Below are 16,344 nucleotides of genomic sequence, written 5' to 3' on the forward strand. Positions count from 1 at the left end.
TGCCTGAACCATGGGGACAAGGAGATAAGCATGGAAACGACGAGCGCGGCGATAGAAGTCCGCGGATTGCACAAGTCCTACCAGGACGTGCATGTACTCAAGGGTGTGGACTTCGAGGTGGCCCGCGGCAGCATCTTCGCGTTGCTCGGCTCCAACGGTGCCGGCAAGACCACGATCGTGCGGATCCTGGCCACTCTGCTGAAGCCGGACGACGGCGCGGCCAGCGTTCACGGGTTCGACGTGGGTTCGCAGGCGGCGCAGGTGCGGGGGTCGATCAGCCTGACCGGACAGTTCGCGGCGGTGGACGAGATCCTCACCGGCCGGGAGAACCTGGTCATGATCGCCAGGCTGCGGCAGGTGCACAACCCCCGCCAGGTCGCCGACGATCTGCTCGAACGGTTCGGCCTCGCCGACGCGGCGGGACGCCGGGTGTCGACGTACTCCGGCGGGATGCGCCGCCGCCTCGACATCGCCATGAGCCTGATTGGAGACCCGCCGATCATCTTCCTCGACGAGCCCACCACCGGACTCGACCCGGAGGCTCGGATCGAGGTGTGGAAGGTGATCCAGAACCTCGCCCAGGGTGGCACGACGGTCCTGCTCACGACCTCGAGGAGGCCGAGAAGCTCGCCGACCGGATCGCGATCCTGCATCAGGGCACGATCATCGTGTCCGGCACCTTGGAGGAGCTGAGGAAACTGCTCCCGCCCGCGAAGGTGGAGTACGTCGAACGGCAACCCACGCTGGAAGAAGTCTTCCTCGCCATCGTCGGAAGCGACAACACACCTGAGAACGAGAAGCAGGTGCAGCGATGAGCGCCCATTCCCTCAGCACCAGTTTCAGCAACACCAGTGTGATGCTGGGGCGCTCCATGCGCCACATCACCCGCAGCATGGACACCATCATCACCGTCACGATCATGCCGATCGCGTTCATGCTGATGTTCGTCTACGTGTTCGGCGGCGCCATTGAGGCCGGCACCGACAACTACGTCAACTACCTGATGCCCGGCATCCTGCTCATCGCGATCGCCAGCGGCATCTCCTACACCGCCTTCCGCCTGTTCAACGACCTGCAGGGCGGCATCTTCGAGCGGTTCCACTCGATGCCGATCACGCGTTCGGCCGTGCTGTGGGGACATGTGCTGACGTCGCTGGTGTCCAACGCCATCTCCGTGGTGGTCATCGTTCTGGTCGCACTGCTGATGGGCTTCCGTTCCTCGGCAGGGCTGCTGGCATGGCTGGCCGTGGCCGGGATCCTCGTCCTGTTCACGCTCGCGCTGACCTGGATCGCGGTGATCGCCGGACTGTCGGCATCCTCCACCGACGGAGCGACCGCGTTCTCCTACCCGCTCATCTTCCTGCCGTTCGTGAGCTCAGCGTTCGTGCCCACCGACACGATGCCCGGGCCGGTACGCGCCTTCGCCGAGAACCAGCCGGTGACCTCGATCGTCAACGCGATCAGGGCCCTGTTCGAACAACAGCCGGTCGGCAACGACATCTGGGTCGCCCTCGCCTGGTGCGCCGGCATCCTGATCGTGGCCTACGCGTTCGCCATGGTCGTCTACCGGCGCAAGTTCGCCTGAACCAACCGGCGCTGGCGCTGGCGGCGGTCGTGCTGAGCGCTTGCCGGGCAAAGGCCAAGCAGGATGAGTGTCACGCGATTGGGCTTACTCTTCTCGGCATCGCCGGCCTCGTCCGGGTCGAGCCGTACCCGACCAGGCTCCAGACCCTGACCAAGCCCATCGGATTCGAATTGGTCTGCCTGAGTTACACGTGAATTGTCACGTAGCTGCCCCGATTGTGTTCATGAGTACTTTCCTCCCGGCGCAGGCCGGAGATCCGGCTCCGCCCTCGTAAGGTAAGGCGCTTACAGACTCCTCCGAGTTGGCTGCTCTGCTTTTTCGACGAAGGACAGAGGACCCTCGGTTCGTTAGGACCAACAAGGTCAGGGGTGGGTATTACGAATCTTCCGCGCCCCGATGATCGCGATCATAGTGGTTGAGCAGAGCAGGATTCTCGTGCTCGTTAGGGGAGGAGGCCCTGATGAGGAAGATGAGTGTGTTCGCGCAGAGACCGGCGCGCGAGTCGAACAGGGCAAGCAGATCTGTTCGACGGGCGCTGGTCGCGCTGCTGATTGGGGCGCTGGCTGTGCTGACAGCCCCCGCGGCCGCGCCGGCGTCGCCCGGTGTTGGCAAGCCGGCCGCCTATCCGGCGGGAGCGGAGACAACAGTCACCCTGATAACGGGCGATCAGGTGCGCCTGATCAAGCAAGCCAAGGGCTATCGGGCGGTCGCTTCGGCCGGCCGAGGGCGGACCGGCGTCGTGTTCGGCACACAGCAGCTTGGCGACTCGGTCTGGGTATTCCCCTCGGACACCGTTGCGCTGGTGGCTTCGGGTCGGCTGGACAGGCGCCTGTTCGAGGTCTCGGCACTGACCGAGTACGGATACGGCGACGACCGGCAGGCCACGATTCCACTGATCGTTGAGCACAGCAAGGGCGAGCTCGTCCCGGCTCTACCGCGTGGCGCCGCGAGGACTCGCGAGCTGGACAGCATCAGCTCCTCCCTCGTCAGGCAGGACAAGCGGACCGCCACCGGATTCTGGACATGGCTGACCGGCAGTACCGCAACGATTCCGGGCCGGCGCCTCGTCCTCGATGGCGCGTACACCAACGGAGTTCGGCGCGTTTGGCTGGACGCTCCGACCGATGCCGCGCTCGGCGGCTCCGTGCCGCGGACCGATGTGCCGCCGGTTGGGGTTCGCACGCCGGTCTCAACTGCTCTCGAACCGGAGTTGTACGACGTCAGCGTCGACATCACCGACCGCAACGGTGCCAAGGTCACCAGCTATGAGCAAGGGCAGCTGGTGGGAACCCCGTTCCTCATCGACCTGACCAACGACGGCAACCTGTTCCCGTTGCTTCCCGAGGCCGGCAAATGGATCGCCAGGGTCCCGCGCGGGACCTACACGATCGGTCTGCACGTGCTCACTCCCACCGGGAACGGACCGCCTAGCAGCACGTTGATGTCTGAGCCGAGGCTGGTCGTGACCGGACCTGTCACAGTGAGCTTCGACGCACGTGGTGGCAAGCGTGCAACAGCGACGGGGGATGTCACGGCTGCCCGAACTGAGACGATCGGCACCGCGCTGTACCAGCGGGCCGGCACCCAAGTACACGGGATAAGCGTGACGGTCTCCCATTCGACGATCGAGCCGGAGGCGTACGTCGTGGGCACGCGGACGACCAAGCGTGACTACATGTTCGGCCTCTATCAGCAGCTGAGCGCGTCGGATCGAACGTACGAACTGGTCTTTGACGAGTTCGGCTCGCTGCCGGCGGATCCGGTGTACCCCGTGTACGACGAGGATCTTGCGGACCTGTCGATCGTGTTCGCGACTCCAGGCCCGCGCTCGCGAGCCACATACTCGCGGGGAGTCGGTGTGTCCGGAGCCGATATGGCGTTCGGATTCGGCCGTTCGTACGACATGATGCTGCCCGCGACCAGACGGCATCTCGTCACGCCGAAGTACCCGGGCGGGCCGGGAATCGACTGGAACAGCGGACTGGACGCATACACATCCACTGATGCGGTGGCCTACCGCGAACAACTCCTGGAGGAGGGCGCCTACCAGCCGGGCTCGAGAGTCAGGCTGAAGCTGGGAACGGCGGCGTTCACCCCACACGCACAGGGCTACCACCACACGTCCGGCTGGCTGTACGTCGATGTCGGGCCGTTCAACTCCTCCGGAGGGGGATGGACCTACATCTCTACCGGCACCGTGACGGGTGACGTGGTCCTCAAGCGGAACGGTGTGCGGATCGCGGCGTCGCAGGACCCGTATCTGGTGGAGAGTTTCGAGGAACTTGGTGCGGCTACGTACACCGTGATCATGCATGCCGGCAGACAGGTGCCGTGGTCGGACTACGCGCCGACAGTCTCAGGCACGTGGACGTTCAAGTCTTCCCGGCCCTCGTCCGGCGAGACGAGACTGCCGATCATCTCGACGCGTGTGTCAGGTGACTTCGACTCTTGGGGCCAGGCGCCAGCCGGGCAGGTGTTCCCGTTGGCGCTCGACATCACCGGTACCGCAGGTGAGGTCCGGACTGTCACGGTCCGGGTCTCCTACGACGATGGCAACAGCTGGTTGACAGTTCCGGTCAGCGACGCATCGGGTCAATGGGTGGCCAGGGTGCGGCACCCCAGAGCCACAGGTAGCCCATTTGTCTCGCTCCGCGTCATCGTCACCGACTCCCGAGGCAACAGCGCCGGCTGGACGGCATACCGCTCCTACCGGATTGCCGGCTCCGACTGAGTTCCAGTACGAAGGATGGTGCGATGAAGGTCCTGCCTGCTCGACTCAGGCGGCAGGTTGGTCGACCTGGTGGCCGTCGTCGCCGGTAACGACGGCCACCCGAGCTCGCAGCCTTACGCTGCGTAGGGTCACGTCACCAGGCAGGATTCTCCGGGCCGTCCCCGAAGTCCGGGATCGGCAACCGGGCACCGCCCTGGCGCGCCGAGTCGAGCGCGATCACGCCCGGCAGCGTGAACCGGGCCGCCTTCCACGCGTTCACCGGCGGCTGCGTCTTGGTCGTCACCGCCCGGACGAAGTCGTCGGCCAGGAAGTGGTGGGAGCCCTCGTGCCCGTTGTGCGCACCCTCGAACTCCTTGGGCAGCCGGCTGCGGTCCTGCACCTTGGCGGTGCCGGATGCGAAGCTCTGCATCAGCGCGGGGTCGACATCGCCGAAGTCCGCCGGCACCTGACGCTCGCGGGTGTAGAAGAGGTCGCTGATGTCGAGGGTGTCACCCTTGCGGTAGTCCTCGCCCTCTGTCTTGACGCTCCAGGTCGCGCCGTGACCGGTCTGCTCCATCACCGAGTCGGTGCCGTAGAACCGGAACCGGGACTCATGGCCCCTCCAGTACCCGACCCGGCGGAACTCGTTGGTGCGCATCGCGCCACCGTCGGCGAGATGGAACAGCGCACTCATGTTGGAGAAGTCGTTGCCCCACAGCGACACGTCCTTGTCGAACACGCCGTCGCCGCGATCATCGGGGATGCCGATGCAGCTGACGCTGGTGGCGTACGTCGGCAGCGCGCCGAGGACGCCACCGATCGCGTGCGTCGGGTAGAGCATGGGCGGGTAGCTGGCGGTCTTCTTCCAGTCCTCGCCGCCGCTGTACTTGTAGGCGGCGTAGAAGCCGTTGTCCATGTCGTGGACGTAATCGCCCTCGGAGTAGAACACCCGTCCGAACGCGCCCTCGGCGACCTTGTCGCGGGCCCAGACCACCGCCGGGTTGTAGTAGCTGGTCTCGCCCATCATGTAGATCAGCCCGGTCTCGGTGACCTTGTCGATGATCGCCTTGATCTCGTCGACGGAGATCGCCATCGGCACCGCGGAGTAGACGTTCTTGCCGGCCTCCAGCGCCTGCAGCACCAGCGAACCGTGCGTCCAGCGCTGGGTCATCACCGCCACCGAGTCCACCTCGGACGCCAACATCTCCTCGACGTCGGCGAACGTGCCGGCCAGGTTGTACTTCTCCTGGTGCTCCTTGGCCCGCTCGGGAACGATGTCACAGGCGTAGACCGCCTCGACGTCGGGATGCATCTGCCACAACGAGATGAAACTGCGGGCGAACTGCCCAGTACCGATGACGCCAATCTTCATATCGATCATCCTTGCCAATGGTCTTGATCATGTTCGACCGGTGATCGCCCTCCCGGGCACCCACCGACGGCCTTCGCGAGTCCGGTCAATTCTGTCCAATCTGTATCCAGATCGGGCCCCACGCCCCCGACCAACACTGGACGCTGACGGCTGCATGACTCAGCGAGGTGTGTTGGATGCACACTGTCGATCGACCTGCCCGGCCTGGTGACCTGCTGCTGCCCACCGGCATGCATACGCATCGCCACCTTGTGCAGTCAAACCATGGCATAGAGCGGTCATTGGTTGTGATGGGCTTCGCCAACGAAACGCGATGGCGGTCGCACGAACGACAAGTCCGTGATCCCTGCCTGGATCGAGGCCGCGCAGTGGTGGCCCGCTGTTCGAGCCACCCGGGCCCCTCTCCGTCGCCGGATGAGCCTGGGCGGGCATCCGAACGGCTCTCACCGGTACTGCAAGATCGGCGCAAGGTGTGCGAGCAGGGTGCGGGCGGATCCTGATCTCGCCGGTCCGATCGGTCCGGCGACAACGGAAGCCAATGAGGGGGAAGATATGCGCGTTTTCGCGTATGCAACTCTGGTCGTCGCCGCTCTCGGCGTGGCTACGGTCACTGCGCCGGCGCAAGCGCAGGCAGCGGAGAAGCCGCAGCACTGCGTGGTCGACGTGTCGACCGCCGGCCAGAAGATGAGCTGTTACGACAGCTTCACCACCGCGATCGCCAAGGCCACCAAGGGTCGCGTGACAGACGCTCCGGCCGACGTCCGCACGGCGATGCGTGACCCGAAGCTGACCGCGGAGCTGAACGACACGTCGTTCGCGCCCGCGGGGGGCTTCGTCCTCAGCACTGAGTACGACGGCAGCAACTTCGCCAGTGACTCGATCAGCTATACCGGCTCCACTGGTTGCGACGAGTTCGATGACGTCGACTTCGAGTTGGCCTATGTGGGCGACCGCTGGAACGACGACATCAGCTCGTACAGGGCCTTCTCGAACTGCTTGGTGATCCACTGGGAGCACAGGGACTTCATGGGCCGCCCGATCGGTCCTGACGGTGGTCGTGCCGACATGGGATTCATGGACGACGAGGCCAGCTCGATCCAATGGATCTGACCGAGCCTGAACCAACGTGGGTCTAGGGGGACGGCGCCGCGTCCGGCAACGGGCGCGGCGCTCACCGCCCGTCTGAAACCAGGCGGATCGGCCTGCGCAGCGGCAGCAGGACGGACAGGTCGTCGACCGGCGTTTCGCGTTTGGGCACGATGGTCCCACCTTCGAGCGTGAGCGTTGTGGTGATGACGCATTCGCCGGAACGCAACGCCATGAGGTGGCCGTTCCGCACCACCGCGACCAGCCCGTTGATCTCGAACTCCACGGTCAGGACGAATTCCAGGCTGTTCACCTTGCGGCCGTTGACCAGCATGTCGACCTTGGGCTTGTAAATCCAGGTGACCGTGTGCGTGGCCAGCTCGACAACCTCTTCCTGCCCGGAGTTTTCGACGGTACGCCTGGCTGCCGACCGCAACTGGGAGTAAGCCTTCCAACCCCGCACCAGAAGGTCGCCGACGTCATACTCCAGCAGGTTGTGAACCATCCCGGCGACTTGCTCGTCGACGACCCCGAGCGCCTCGGTGCCGAGCCGGCTGATTCCGTACATCGCGGTTCGTGCCGGCCCACGCTCGTGCAGGGAACGGGAAATCGTCTCGATGCTGTCGCCTCTTTCGCCGGCGGACTCGCCAAAGAGGTAGGTTCGAAGTGCGCCACCGTGCGCTGCTTCACTCATCGCTGATCTCCCTCACCACACACGTCCCCTCGTCTCGCCGTGGTGCGATGCCGACGGCGACCGTGAGCGGGTGACGCTCGTCGTCCTTGTTGTGCAGCCGCATCGTGGTGTCTGGTTGCTGCTTGCTCGGCTCGACCGTCACGTGGTTGTGCGCCATCGTGGTCCGCGCCTGCCGACCAGACGCAAGAGCAGCAGGCCGGCCGCGACCAGCGCGAGCACGCCCAACCCGAACCGCGTCGTCCGTTCGACCAGTGAGAGCGATTCCGTCGCCAAGACGGCTGTGATCGCGCTGCCAGGCGGCACCAGCGTCCCTGTGACGGGAGACTGGCTGACGATCGTTCCCTCGCCGCCAGGGTCGTCCTCGAGCACGAGCCGGGCAGTCGGCACCACCGAACGTGCGTCAGCGAGCGACTTGTTCACCAAGTCCGGTACGGCCACGAGATCCTGCGCTGGAAGCGTCGTCAGGCTCACATTGACGGCACTTCCGACGCGGACCATCGTGCCCGCGGCTGGATTCTGTCGTTGGATCAGGTCACCCGTGCCGGTCACCCTTCCGAGCACGAGGTCGCCCCCAAGCAGGGCTGACGCGGCACTAATAGTCTTGCCGGCCAGGGAAGGCACTCCGACCAGCCCGGGCTGAGACCGAGACTTCCGGCGTGACGATGTGGCCGTAGCTTGCGACGGGGTCGTGGGCGCGTCGGTGGTCGGATTGTCCGGCAGGGTCACCGTGAATTCCGAGCTCGCCTCTATTTTGTCGCACACAGCCGTTACCGAGTAGACATTCGGGATCGCGTCCGTTGGTACGACGAACGTCGTGACGTATTCGTACGTCTGGCCATTGACTCTCGTCCCGGCCACTTCCCGATCGCCACCCCAGTAGATCTTCACATCGTGCTCGACAACCTCATCCGTGCTTCCCGTGGCCTTTCTCAGCTCTACGCACGAGCCGCTTGCCGTTACCGTCGTACCGATCCGTCCGTCGACCGGCGACAGTGTCAACGTAACGGGCTGCAGCACCGAGCTCCTGGCAGCCGGCGCCCAGATCAACACAGCAACAACAGCGACCAGCACGAGTGCCCCACCGATGGACCGCCTTTCCGCGTCCATCCAGCCTCCCCCAGACGCAGTCAGTTCCTATCACCAAGAGTGAGGCGCCGTTACCGAACCGTCAACCGATTTCGGGGATCAGCCATGGGGAGAGCCGAATACCACGACGTGTGCGATTTTGCCGCCAAACCCCACCCCCGGATACCATCACGCGCAGCGCGCGGATCGTGCAGAGACCAGCCCGCCCGGGCCCGATCTGCACAGGCTCATTTATGGATTATTATCAGGATCCGTCGGTCGAGCTGGGGCAGCTGTTCGGCGATCCCGGGGTCGGGCCGTTTGCGGTGTCCACGCTCGAAAGCCCTACAGCCCAGGACATGCGGCTGGCGTTGGAAGACTTGTTCGTCGACGCCACACCCGAAGACCAGGTGGTGCTCTACCTGTCGGCGCGTTCGCGCGATCGGCATTAGCCCCGGCGGCGACCGAACCAACGGTGTGAGCGAACCCGACCTGGACGCATTGTCGGGCCTGCCTGTCAGGGTTTGAGCGGCTGCGTGAAGTGGCCACCTACCGCGACGGCACCGGCGAGGCGTACCAAACCTATGAGGAGCGCGCCGAGCCACTCATGACCAGGTTCGGCTACCGCGTCGAGTACATCCTGGAACCGAAGACGGCTCCTGCCGGCCGTCCCGTCCGGACCTGATCAAGATCTCCTCGTTCCCCGACGAGGTGGCCTGATCGGCATTCGGGGCCGACCCGAGCCACACCGAAGTCGAGCAGAGCTGTACCCGTCCGCTGCGGACCACGTGATCTGGTTGACCGGCCAGACCATCAGCTGACCGAAGAAGCTGCGCTGAACGCCGAAAGGCAGTCAGCACGTGGGTTCCGCGGACTTGTCGATGATCACGACGCCGGCGTCGCGCAGGTCGGCGAGCGCGGCCGCGTCGCCGTCGGGGTGGGCGTGGACGAACGCGGTGGCCCCCAGCGGGACGGTGACGGCGTAGCCGAGCCGGCGGGCGTCGCGGGCGGTGGCGGAGACGCAGACGTCGGCGGCGAGACCGACAACGACGACCGTATCCACGCCGGCGTCCCGCAGTAACCCGGCAAGCGGGCTCAACCCGCCAGTGCCCGGTCCGGCCACGGAGTCCAGGACGAAGGCCGAGAAGCCCCCGTTCTTGCCCGGACCCTTGGGGACGACCGGGCCGCGCACGTCGACCTCGGCGTGGAGGTCGAGCTGATGATCTGGATCGCCGGGCGGCAGGTCGGTGGGCGCGACGTCCTGCGTGTAGAAGATCGGCCACCCACGCTCGGCCACGTCGGCGACCCAGGAGTTGACCGCACCGACGACATCGGAGGCGCCGTCGACGGGTGGGCCGTTCGACGGTGCGATGAAGGCGTTCTGCATGTCGACCACGATCAACGCGGTGAGGACGACCATGAGGGGCTCCTTCAGCGACGGATCAAGCAGATCAGGGCCGAGATCGGTGTCAAGCCGCCGTACGGACGGCGGTGCCGATCCGCACGAGCCGGCCGCCCTGGTAGCGGGCGGCGGCCAGCACGGCGTCGGCTGGCGCTCCCTGGCCGGAGGGATGCGCGGTGCCGTAGGGTTGCCGCCCGCAGGACTGATGGCGGGGTCGGTGTAGCCGGTCGGGACGATGATCGCGCCCCAGTGGTACATCGTGTTGTAGAGCGCCAGCAGCGTCGACTCGTTGCCGCCGTGGGTGTTGATGGCCGAGGTGAACGCGGTGACGGCCTTGTCGGACAGGTCACCGGCCTTCCACAGCGACGCGGTGGTGTCGAGGAACTGCTTCAGCTGCGCGGCCACGTTGCCGAACCTGGTTGGCGTGCCGAAGGCGTACGCGTCGGCCCAGCGCAGGTCGTCGTGGGTGGCCACGGGCAGGTCGGCGGTGGCGTCGGCGTGTGCACGCCAGGCCGGGTTGGAGTCGATCGCCTCGGCGGGTGCGAGCTCGGGTACCCGGCGCAGGCGGACCTCCGCGCCCGCCTTCTCCGCGCCCTCGGCCACCGCCTCGGCCAGGGCGTGGACGTTGCCGGTGGCGGAGTAGTAGATGACCGCGACCTTCAGGCCATTCGCGACATTAGCGGCGCTGGCGGCCATACCAGACCCTCCTCGATTCGATTCGAGAACTAGACAGCTTGTATAGTTTCCTCCAGGCTATACACGGTGTCTAGTTCTTGCCACACTGGAGGCTCGGAGGCGATATGAAGTCGATCGAGGTGCCCGGCAACAGCCGCAGCCGGCGCACCCGGCAGGCGCTGCTGGCCGCGACCCGCGCGATCCTGGAGGAGTCCGGGTTCGAGGCGCTGACGATGCAGGCTGTGGCCGAACGAGCCGGCGTCACCCGGGCCGCGATCTACCTGCACTTCGCCTCCCGCGCCCACCTGGTCGGGGCACTGTTCGACTACATGGCCGAGGCCGAACACCTCACCGAGTCCCTGGACCGGGTGTGGTCCGCGCCCGACGCCGTGTCCGCCCTGCAGGAGTGGGCCCGGCACCTCGCCCGCTACCACGTACGTCTGCTGGCCGTCGACCGTGCCGTCGGACGCGTCCGCCGCGTCGACGCTGACGCGGCCGCCCACCGCGAACGGGTCAGCGCGGCCAAGTACGCCAACTGCCGCCGCCTGACCGACCGGCTGGCCACCGAAGGACACCTGGCCGCCGGCTGGACCCCGGAGCGCGCCGCCGACCTGATCTACGCCCTCTCCACCTCCGACGTCGTGGAGGGCCTCACCCACGACCGCGGCTGGACGGCGGACGAGCTCGCAGACCACCTCGGCGCCCTTCTCCGCGCCGCTTTCGTCCAGCAGTGACCACCGGGTTCCTCGGTACAGGAGATCCAGCGAGCCGATGATTTCGGGTCCGTACCAGGTCAATGTTCTCGACAGCACGACTACGAGAGGGCGGTACCGATGCACGACCTGAGTGGCCTCCTGACGGCGTTCGTCGACGGCAAGCTGATGCCCGGAGCCGTCGGCCTGGTGTCTCATGGCGATCGGCTCGAGGTCGCGGCCGTCGGCTCGATGGACGTCGAGGGAACGGCACCGATGCGTCGCGACTCGATCTTCCGGATCGCCTCCATCACCAAGCCGATCGTGGCAGCCGCGGTGATGCTGCTGGTCGAGGAGGGCAGCATTGCGCTGGCCGATCCGGTTGACCGCTGGCTGCCCGAGCTGGCCGCACCGAAGGTGGTCCGCACGCCGGACGCCGCGCTCGATGACGTTGTTCCCGCCGTACGGCCGATCACCGTGCTCGACGTGCTGACCTCCCGTACCGGCTGGGGATTCCCGTCCGACTTCTCCCACCCGCAGGCCCAGGCGCTGTTCGACGTACAGAAGGACGGCCGCCACCCGCGTACGTTCCCGCCCGCCGACGAGTGGCTGGCCGCGCTGGCGCGCATCCCGCTGCTGTACCAGCCGGGCGAGGCCTGGTTGTACGACACCAGCTCCACGATCCAGGGGATCCTGATCTCGCGGGTCAGCGGCCAGGAGCTACCGGAGTTCCTGGCGGAGCGGCTGTTCGAGCCGCTGGGCATGGTGGACACGGCCTTCGAGGTGCCGGAGGCCAAGCGCGACCGGTTCACCAGCTATTACGAGCCCAACGACGCCGGCGACCTCGTGCTCGTCGACGGGCCGGACGGGCAGTGGAGCAGCCGGCCGCCGCTCGCGCTCGGCAACGGTGGACTGGCCGGCACGGTCGACGACTGGTTCACGTTCGCCCGCATGCTGCTCGGCGAAGGCACCGTGGACGGACGTCGCGTGCTGTCGCCGGACTCTGTGAGGCTGATGACCACCAACCACCTCACGCCCGCCCAACGCGCGAGTGGCGAACTGTTCCTCGAGGGCCAGGGCTGGGGCTTCGGCGGCTCGGTCGACCTCACGACGGCCAATCCCTGGAACGTACCCGGACGCTACGGCTGGGACGGCGGCACCGGCACCAGCGCCCATCTCACGCCGGCCACGGGAAGCATCGCCATCCTGTTCACCCAACGCGGCGCCACCAGCCCGATCCCAGCCACCTGGCGCCACGACTTCTGGCGATACGCCGCTTCGACCACCAACCTCTGACAGGCGCCACAGGTCGCATGTCCAGAACCCATCGATACTCGGCGGCCGGGACGCTGTTCCGCGAGGCCCGCCGCCACCAGCATGGGTGGATGTTCACTTGCGTAAGCCCACAAGGAGATCAACTGTGCGCAGGATCGTCAACTCCACCTATGTGACTCTCGACGGCGTTATCCAGGACCTGCAGAAGTGGCCGTCGATGGGCGGCTTCAGCGGTGAGGGAAACCGGGTTCAGACCGAGTTGCTGGAACGCTCCGACGCGGTGCTGATGGGCCGCCACACGTACGACAGTTTCGCTCCGGTGTGGTCGGCCCGCAGCGGCGACCCGCTCAGCGACCGCATGAACGCGCTCCCGAAGTACGTCGTCTCGACAACCCTCACCGACCCGCAGTGGCACAACACGACCGTCATCGACCACGACCCCATCCGGGCCATCGGTGACCTCAAGCAGCAGCCCGGTGCCGACATCGTGCAATACGGTTTCGGCCAGCTGGCCCACGCCCTCATGGCCGCGAGCCTGCTCGACGAGCTACGCCTGTGGGTGCACCCGTTCTTCGTCGGCACGGGCACGGCCGGCGACCTGCTCTACCGCACCGGTTCAGCCGGCACGTTCGACCTCGCCGACTCCACCAGCCTCGACAGCGGCATCGTCATCCTCACCTACCGGGCAACGACCCGCTGACCAAGCACACCGTGCGATTCAGCCTCGCCTGGGAGATCGTCGGCTTCGAGGATCACTCGGGCGCCCAACCCCACCAACGCCTGATCGAGCAGGCCGAAGGGCAGCGACGTCTCCATCGGATCCGCCGTACCCCGGCCGACGCGGAACCCCGGCTCGGCGCGATCCGGAACGGAGTCCAGCAAGCTGGTCTTACCCAGCCCCGGCGCACCGACGACGAACAAAGCATCCCCCACCCCGCGTCTCGCCGAATCGATGACCGACTCTGCCGCGTGCGCGTACATAACACCCCCGGGGAGAGACCAGCGGGGCCGCGGGCGAGGTCCGCGGCCCCGAGGTGTCAGACGTTGCCGACCAGCCCGGGTGGGCACCGGCCGAGCCCGGGGGGCGGACCGTTGGTGCCGGTGTAGACGTAGGTGTCTGATACGTAGCCCTGGTGGTCGTAGCCGTATTGGCTGCTCCAGCTGATGAAGTCCCAGATGTTGGAGGTTCCCCATGGGCCGGTGATCGTTTGCCCGGTCTGCCAGCAGTTGATGAAGAGGCCGTTCCCGTAGTTGAGGAACAACGCGTTGCCTGACGCGTTGGGTGTGTTCCGGATGTTCACGCCGCTGCCCCAGGGGTTGCAGATGCTGGATGGGGTGCAGCTTTGCGGTGTCACGACCGAGGTGGCCTGGCGATGCCCAGTGTCCGCGGACGCGGTCAGCGGAACCGAGACCGCCGCACAGGACAGCAAGAGCAGCGTGCTCATCACGATGGCGACACGTCGCAGCTTGATCTTCATGGCATGTCTCCCCACTCGTTCCGTGGTCCGGATCCGGCACCCGTCGGCCGGATCCACCACCAGCCAGCCTGGCTGTGCACGACGATTCCTGGGGAGGTTGTTGCGGCCGGAACAACGGTTCGCAACAACACTTGCGCCTGACAGACGATCAGCACAGACGATCAACGCATGGCGCTGGTGACGATGTGCGCCGGGAGGTTGAGCCACCACGCCGCAGCCTCCCGGGCCGATCCCGGCATCCGGGGATTGGTTCGGATCTCGCGTAGAAGATCGTCGTTGTGCTCGACGCCGAGCCCGTAGACCAGACCACGCAATGCCGTCAGGCTGGCCGGATCATGTACGCGCCGCCAGGTGCGCGCATGTGTCTCCACGGCGGTCTGCCAGAACCGTTGATCGCTGCTGCCGGGCGTGTGCCCCAGCTTCCATGCCGCGGCCTCCACGATTGGCGCGGGCGCCTCCACGGCCATCGCGAATCGTTCGATCGAAGCCCGGTCACCTGATCCGCCAACCCATGGCGTAGCCGAAATGATCGCGGTCGCCAGCGGGATCTCGCGCGCGAGGTGCGTGGCGGAGAGCTCGGCGGCCAGAGCAGCGCCGACCGGTTCCCGGTACGGCGTGGCGGCGATCTGGAACCCGGCGACCAGGCGCTCGTTCTGGTTCGGGTCGAACAGCAGTTGACCAACCAGATGAGGGAGCACCGGATCGTCATCGACACCTGGTCGCGGAAGCCGGGCCGTGGCCGCCGCGCAAACCCGTTCGACGACCTGGCGCATGGATTGCGGAAACGCGGTCCGGCCGTACCGCAGAATGGGCGCGGTCATCGGTTCGCCGGCTGCGACCAGCCGTTTGTACCTGGCTCCGAGCAGGTTCGCCGGTATCTGACGCAGCAGCGCAGCGGCCAGGCCACGAGCATCGGCGGATGTCCCCGGGTCGGCGGAGAGCAGCTCAAGGGCGATCTGCGTCAGTTGTCGCAGCTGCGTGGGGCGGAAGTGCCGGCGGGAGACCTTGTCGACAGCCGCCAGCAACGCGCCGCGCAGCGTGCGTTCGCTGGTCGGTCGTACGAGTTGGGCCAGCACATGGCGACTGGCGGTGGCGGCAGGGGTCAGATCAAGGATGGTCAACGGCTCGACCACGATCAGGCTGGACGGGTCAGCGGCCAGCGAACCGCACGCGGCGACAACCGCTGGTCCGGCGCGGGGGTGGGTCATCAGCCGAGCCAGTGCTTCACTGCGGGACATCCAGCGCAGACCGTCGGAGATCAGCAGCTCGGAGAGCAGCCGTTCAGCCAGGTCGGACCATGCCGTACGGGGATACAACAGCACCGAGGGCAACACCGCCAGATGTGCGGTCAGCTCGTCCCACCAGCCACCGGTCATCACCTCACTCGACAACGCCTGCTCCAAGAGCTCCTCGGTGCGTTGAAGTGTTCGCAGCGCATTCGGGGACAGGCGGCGATCGAGGATCGGCGGACCGGCGTGGCCAACGGCGTCGCGGTAGGTCCAGTCGGCCACTGTCGTCAGGCTGGCCGGCCGTAGCCCCAGCAGTTCCTCGTAACGACGTAGTACTGCGAACCCCGCCCGGCTGGCCGCGGTCTCCCACCGGCTGATCTGGCTCGTGCTCGCCGTGCTGCCGCCAGGCCAGCTGCCGCCTGTGAACCCCGCCGCGAACCGCTTCGCGTTCGCCAGCCGCTCGTCATCGCCGTACAGCCGATTGGCCCGCAACAACCAGGCGACCCGATCCTCACACCCGTACCACCCCGGCCGGCGCGACGTCGGACGGACTCCACGGGGCGGTCTTCCTCCAGCGGGATACCCACCCACGGTCACGACAACAGAATAGCCAGATCTGTACGTGACAGAAGGAAAGGCCCACCCCTGGAAACGAATGACCAAGACGCGCTCGTTGGGGGACGATTACCGGCAAAGTCCGTGAATCGTCTGGTTCGGCGATCCATCGAATGTGGAACAGCATTGACCGCGCAGGGCGAGGCTGGTGCCGACCAGCTCTCAACCTGCGGAGATGGCAGATGCGCTGGAATTCCTGATCGCGCGACGACCGCTCCTGCTCATGGCAGGGCTAGCCGTGTAAGCCCCTCAAGCCAAGTCGGGAGGTAGTCGGCGAGGAACTGTCGCCCGCCCTTGAGGTCGCGTTCTGCGGCGACGCCGCGCTGGAGGCATCGGCCGAGGGACTTGGAGAGACCGGTTTCGGCTTCTGTCCGGGTGGCAAATCCACCCCGGACTACTCGCGGGCGCTTCGGCGTGCCGGGAAGTCGCGGCAGGTCATGGGCGAAGGATCACGATCCGGCGCATG

General features: G+C 66.4%; 18 protein-coding genes. 10 read left to right on the forward strand and 8 right to left on the reverse strand.

What is annotated here, in order from left to right; genetic code table 11:
* Positions 1-30: 30 nt before the first annotated feature.
* The 4 genes from ACYVF6_RS08785 (at position 31) to ACYVF6_RS08800 (ending at position 4,316) form a co-directional block, all read left to right on the forward strand.
* The gene (locus ACYVF6_RS08785) at positions 31-693 is read left to right on the forward strand and encodes an ABC transporter ATP-binding protein (protein WP_460518330.1); all 663 of its coding nucleotides are present in this window, start codon (positions 31-33) and stop codon (positions 691-693) included.
* Entirely contained in the window at positions 669-815 is a 147-nt protein-coding gene (locus ACYVF6_RS08790) for a hypothetical protein (protein ID WP_460518333.1), read from the forward strand. The genes ACYVF6_RS08785 and ACYVF6_RS08790 overlap by 25 nt, the downstream gene beginning before the upstream one ends.
* Positions 812-1,585, forward strand: coding sequence for an ABC transporter permease (locus ACYVF6_RS08795; protein WP_460518336.1), 774 nt, complete (start codon positions 812-814; stop codon positions 1,583-1,585). Before ACYVF6_RS08790 ends, ACYVF6_RS08795 begins: the two co-directional genes overlap by 4 nt.
* Positions 1,586-2,045: 460 nt before the next feature.
* Positions 2,046-4,316, forward strand: coding sequence for a hypothetical protein (locus ACYVF6_RS08800; protein ID WP_460518339.1), 2,271 nt, complete (start codon positions 2,046-2,048; stop codon positions 4,314-4,316).
* A gap of 133 nt (positions 4,317-4,449) precedes the next feature.
* Here the strand turns inward: ACYVF6_RS08800 and ACYVF6_RS08805 are convergent, their stop codons facing one another.
* On the reverse strand, positions 4,450-5,667 hold the full coding sequence (locus tag ACYVF6_RS08805) for a Gfo/Idh/MocA family protein (RefSeq protein WP_460518342.1): 1,218 nt from the start codon (positions 5,665-5,667) through the stop codon (positions 4,450-4,452).
* A 483-nt stretch (positions 5,668-6,150) separates the two neighbouring features.
* Between ACYVF6_RS08805 and ACYVF6_RS08810 the strand changes: the two genes are divergently transcribed.
* Positions 6,151-6,777 carry a hypothetical protein gene (locus ACYVF6_RS08810; protein WP_460518344.1) on the forward strand — a complete coding sequence of 209 codons (627 nt, stop codon included), beginning with the start codon at positions 6,151-6,153 and terminating at the stop codon, positions 6,775-6,777.
* A gap of 61 nt (positions 6,778-6,838) precedes the next feature.
* Here ACYVF6_RS08810 and ACYVF6_RS08815 read toward each other — a convergent pair whose 3' ends face one another.
* Genes ACYVF6_RS08815 through ACYVF6_RS08825 form a run of 3 tightly spaced genes read right to left on the reverse strand, consistent with a single transcriptional unit; the run spans position 6,839 to position 8,554 of the window.
* A complete protein-coding gene (locus ACYVF6_RS08815; RefSeq protein ID WP_460518347.1) occupies positions 6,839-7,447 on the reverse strand; it encodes a hypothetical protein in 609 nt (202 codons plus the stop codon).
* Positions 7,440-7,604: a hypothetical protein gene (locus ACYVF6_RS08820; RefSeq protein WP_460518350.1), complete on the reverse strand. Its 165-nt coding sequence runs from the start codon at positions 7,602-7,604 to the stop codon at positions 7,440-7,442. Before ACYVF6_RS08820 ends, ACYVF6_RS08815 begins: the two co-directional genes overlap by 8 nt.
* The gene (locus ACYVF6_RS08825; RefSeq protein ID WP_460518353.1) at positions 7,586-8,554 is read right to left on the reverse strand and encodes a PASTA domain-containing protein; all 969 of its coding nucleotides are present in this window, start codon (positions 8,552-8,554) and stop codon (positions 7,586-7,588) included. Before ACYVF6_RS08825 ends, ACYVF6_RS08820 begins: the two co-directional genes overlap by 19 nt.
* A 212-nt stretch (positions 8,555-8,766) precedes the next feature.
* Between ACYVF6_RS08825 and ACYVF6_RS08830 the strand changes: the two genes are divergently transcribed.
* A complete protein-coding gene (locus ACYVF6_RS08830) occupies positions 8,767-8,964 on the forward strand; it encodes a hypothetical protein (RefSeq protein ID WP_460518356.1) in 198 nt (65 codons plus the stop codon).
* An 89-nt stretch (positions 8,965-9,053) separates the two neighbouring features.
* Positions 9,054-9,197 carry a hypothetical protein gene (locus tag ACYVF6_RS08835; RefSeq protein WP_460518358.1) on the forward strand — a complete coding sequence of 48 codons (144 nt, stop codon included), beginning with the start codon at positions 9,054-9,056 and terminating at the stop codon, positions 9,195-9,197.
* A 168-nt stretch (positions 9,198-9,365) separates the two neighbouring features.
* Here the strand turns inward: ACYVF6_RS08835 and wrbA are convergent, their stop codons facing one another.
* Positions 9,366-10,610, reverse strand: coding sequence for an NAD(P)H:quinone oxidoreductase (wrbA, locus tag ACYVF6_RS08840; RefSeq protein ID WP_460518361.1), 1,245 nt, complete (start codon positions 10,608-10,610; stop codon positions 9,366-9,368).
* A gap of 104 nt (positions 10,611-10,714) precedes the next feature.
* Between wrbA and ACYVF6_RS08845 the strand changes: the two genes are divergently transcribed.
* The 3 genes from ACYVF6_RS08845 to ACYVF6_RS08855 all read left to right on the forward strand — a co-directional run bounded on the left by ACYVF6_RS08845 (position 10,715) and on the right by ACYVF6_RS08855 (position 13,256).
* Positions 10,715-11,323, forward strand: a complete 609-nt coding sequence (locus tag ACYVF6_RS08845; RefSeq protein WP_460518364.1) for a TetR/AcrR family transcriptional regulator — start codon at positions 10,715-10,717, stop codon at positions 11,321-11,323.
* 99 nt (positions 11,324-11,422) lie between these two features.
* Positions 11,423-12,577 carry a serine hydrolase domain-containing protein gene (locus ACYVF6_RS08850; protein WP_460518367.1) on the forward strand — a complete coding sequence of 385 codons (1,155 nt, stop codon included), beginning with the start codon at positions 11,423-11,425 and terminating at the stop codon, positions 12,575-12,577.
* A 124-nt stretch (positions 12,578-12,701) separates the two neighbouring features.
* Positions 12,702-13,256: a dihydrofolate reductase family protein gene (locus ACYVF6_RS08855; protein WP_460518370.1), complete on the forward strand. Its 555-nt coding sequence runs from the start codon at positions 12,702-12,704 to the stop codon at positions 13,254-13,256.
* Here the strand turns inward: ACYVF6_RS08855 and ACYVF6_RS08860 are convergent.
* From ACYVF6_RS08860 to ACYVF6_RS08870, 3 genes are all read right to left on the reverse strand, one after another.
* Positions 13,235-13,537, reverse strand: a complete 303-nt coding sequence (locus ACYVF6_RS08860) for a hypothetical protein (RefSeq protein ID WP_460518373.1) — start codon at positions 13,535-13,537, stop codon at positions 13,235-13,237. The genes ACYVF6_RS08855 and ACYVF6_RS08860 overlap by 22 nt on opposite strands.
* Positions 13,538-13,593: 56 nt before the next feature.
* A complete protein-coding gene (locus tag ACYVF6_RS08865; protein ID WP_460518376.1) occupies positions 13,594-14,034 on the reverse strand; it encodes a hypothetical protein in 441 nt (146 codons plus the stop codon).
* 161 nt (positions 14,035-14,195) lie between these two features.
* Entirely contained in the window at positions 14,196-15,758 is a 1,563-nt protein-coding gene (locus tag ACYVF6_RS08870) for a hypothetical protein (protein ID WP_460518379.1), read from the reverse strand.
* Positions 15,759-16,344 lie beyond the last annotated feature (586 nt).

The sequence above is a fragment of the Flindersiella endophytica genome (assembly GCF_054779015.1).

What these genes read in the sequence shown, in the direction of transcription:
- ACYVF6_RS08820 (WP_460518350.1), bottom strand. Translation starts at nt 7,604, where the DNA reads ATGGCGCACAACCACGTGACGGTCGAGCCGAGCAAGCAGCAACCAGAC.
- ACYVF6_RS08830 (WP_460518356.1), top strand. Translation starts at nt 8,767, where the DNA reads ATGGATTATTATCAGGATCCGTCGGTCGAGCTGGGGCAGCTGTTCGGC.
- ACYVF6_RS08805 (WP_460518342.1), bottom strand. Translation starts at nt 5,667, where the DNA reads ATGAAGATTGGCGTCATCGGTACTGGGCAGTTCGCCCGCAGTTTCATC.
- ACYVF6_RS08815 (WP_460518347.1), bottom strand. Translation starts at nt 7,447, where the DNA reads ATGAGTGAAGCAGCGCACGGTGGCGCACTTCGAACCTACCTCTTTGGC.
- ACYVF6_RS08845 (WP_460518364.1), top strand. Translation starts at nt 10,715, where the DNA reads ATGAAGTCGATCGAGGTGCCCGGCAACAGCCGCAGCCGGCGCACCCGG.
- ACYVF6_RS08860 (WP_460518373.1), bottom strand. Translation starts at nt 13,537, where the DNA reads ATGTACGCGCACGCGGCAGAGTCGGTCATCGATTCGGCGAGACGCGGG.
- ACYVF6_RS08800 (WP_460518339.1), top strand. Translation starts at nt 2,046, where the DNA reads ATGAGGAAGATGAGTGTGTTCGCGCAGAGACCGGCGCGCGAGTCGAAC.
- ACYVF6_RS08825 (WP_460518353.1), bottom strand. Translation starts at nt 8,554, where the DNA reads ATGGACGCGGAAAGGCGGTCCATCGGTGGGGCACTCGTGCTGGTCGCT.
- wrbA (WP_460518361.1), bottom strand. Translation starts at nt 10,610, where the DNA reads ATGGCCGCCAGCGCCGCTAATGTCGCGAATGGCCTGAAGGTCGCGGTC.
- ACYVF6_RS08795 (WP_460518336.1), top strand. Translation starts at nt 812, where the DNA reads ATGAGCGCCCATTCCCTCAGCACCAGTTTCAGCAACACCAGTGTGATG.
- ACYVF6_RS08850 (WP_460518367.1), top strand. Translation starts at nt 11,423, where the DNA reads ATGCACGACCTGAGTGGCCTCCTGACGGCGTTCGTCGACGGCAAGCTG.
- ACYVF6_RS08785 (WP_460518330.1), top strand. Translation starts at nt 31, where the DNA reads ATGGAAACGACGAGCGCGGCGATAGAAGTCCGCGGATTGCACAAGTCC.
- ACYVF6_RS08865 (WP_460518376.1), bottom strand. Translation starts at nt 14,034, where the DNA reads ATGAAGATCAAGCTGCGACGTGTCGCCATCGTGATGAGCACGCTGCTC.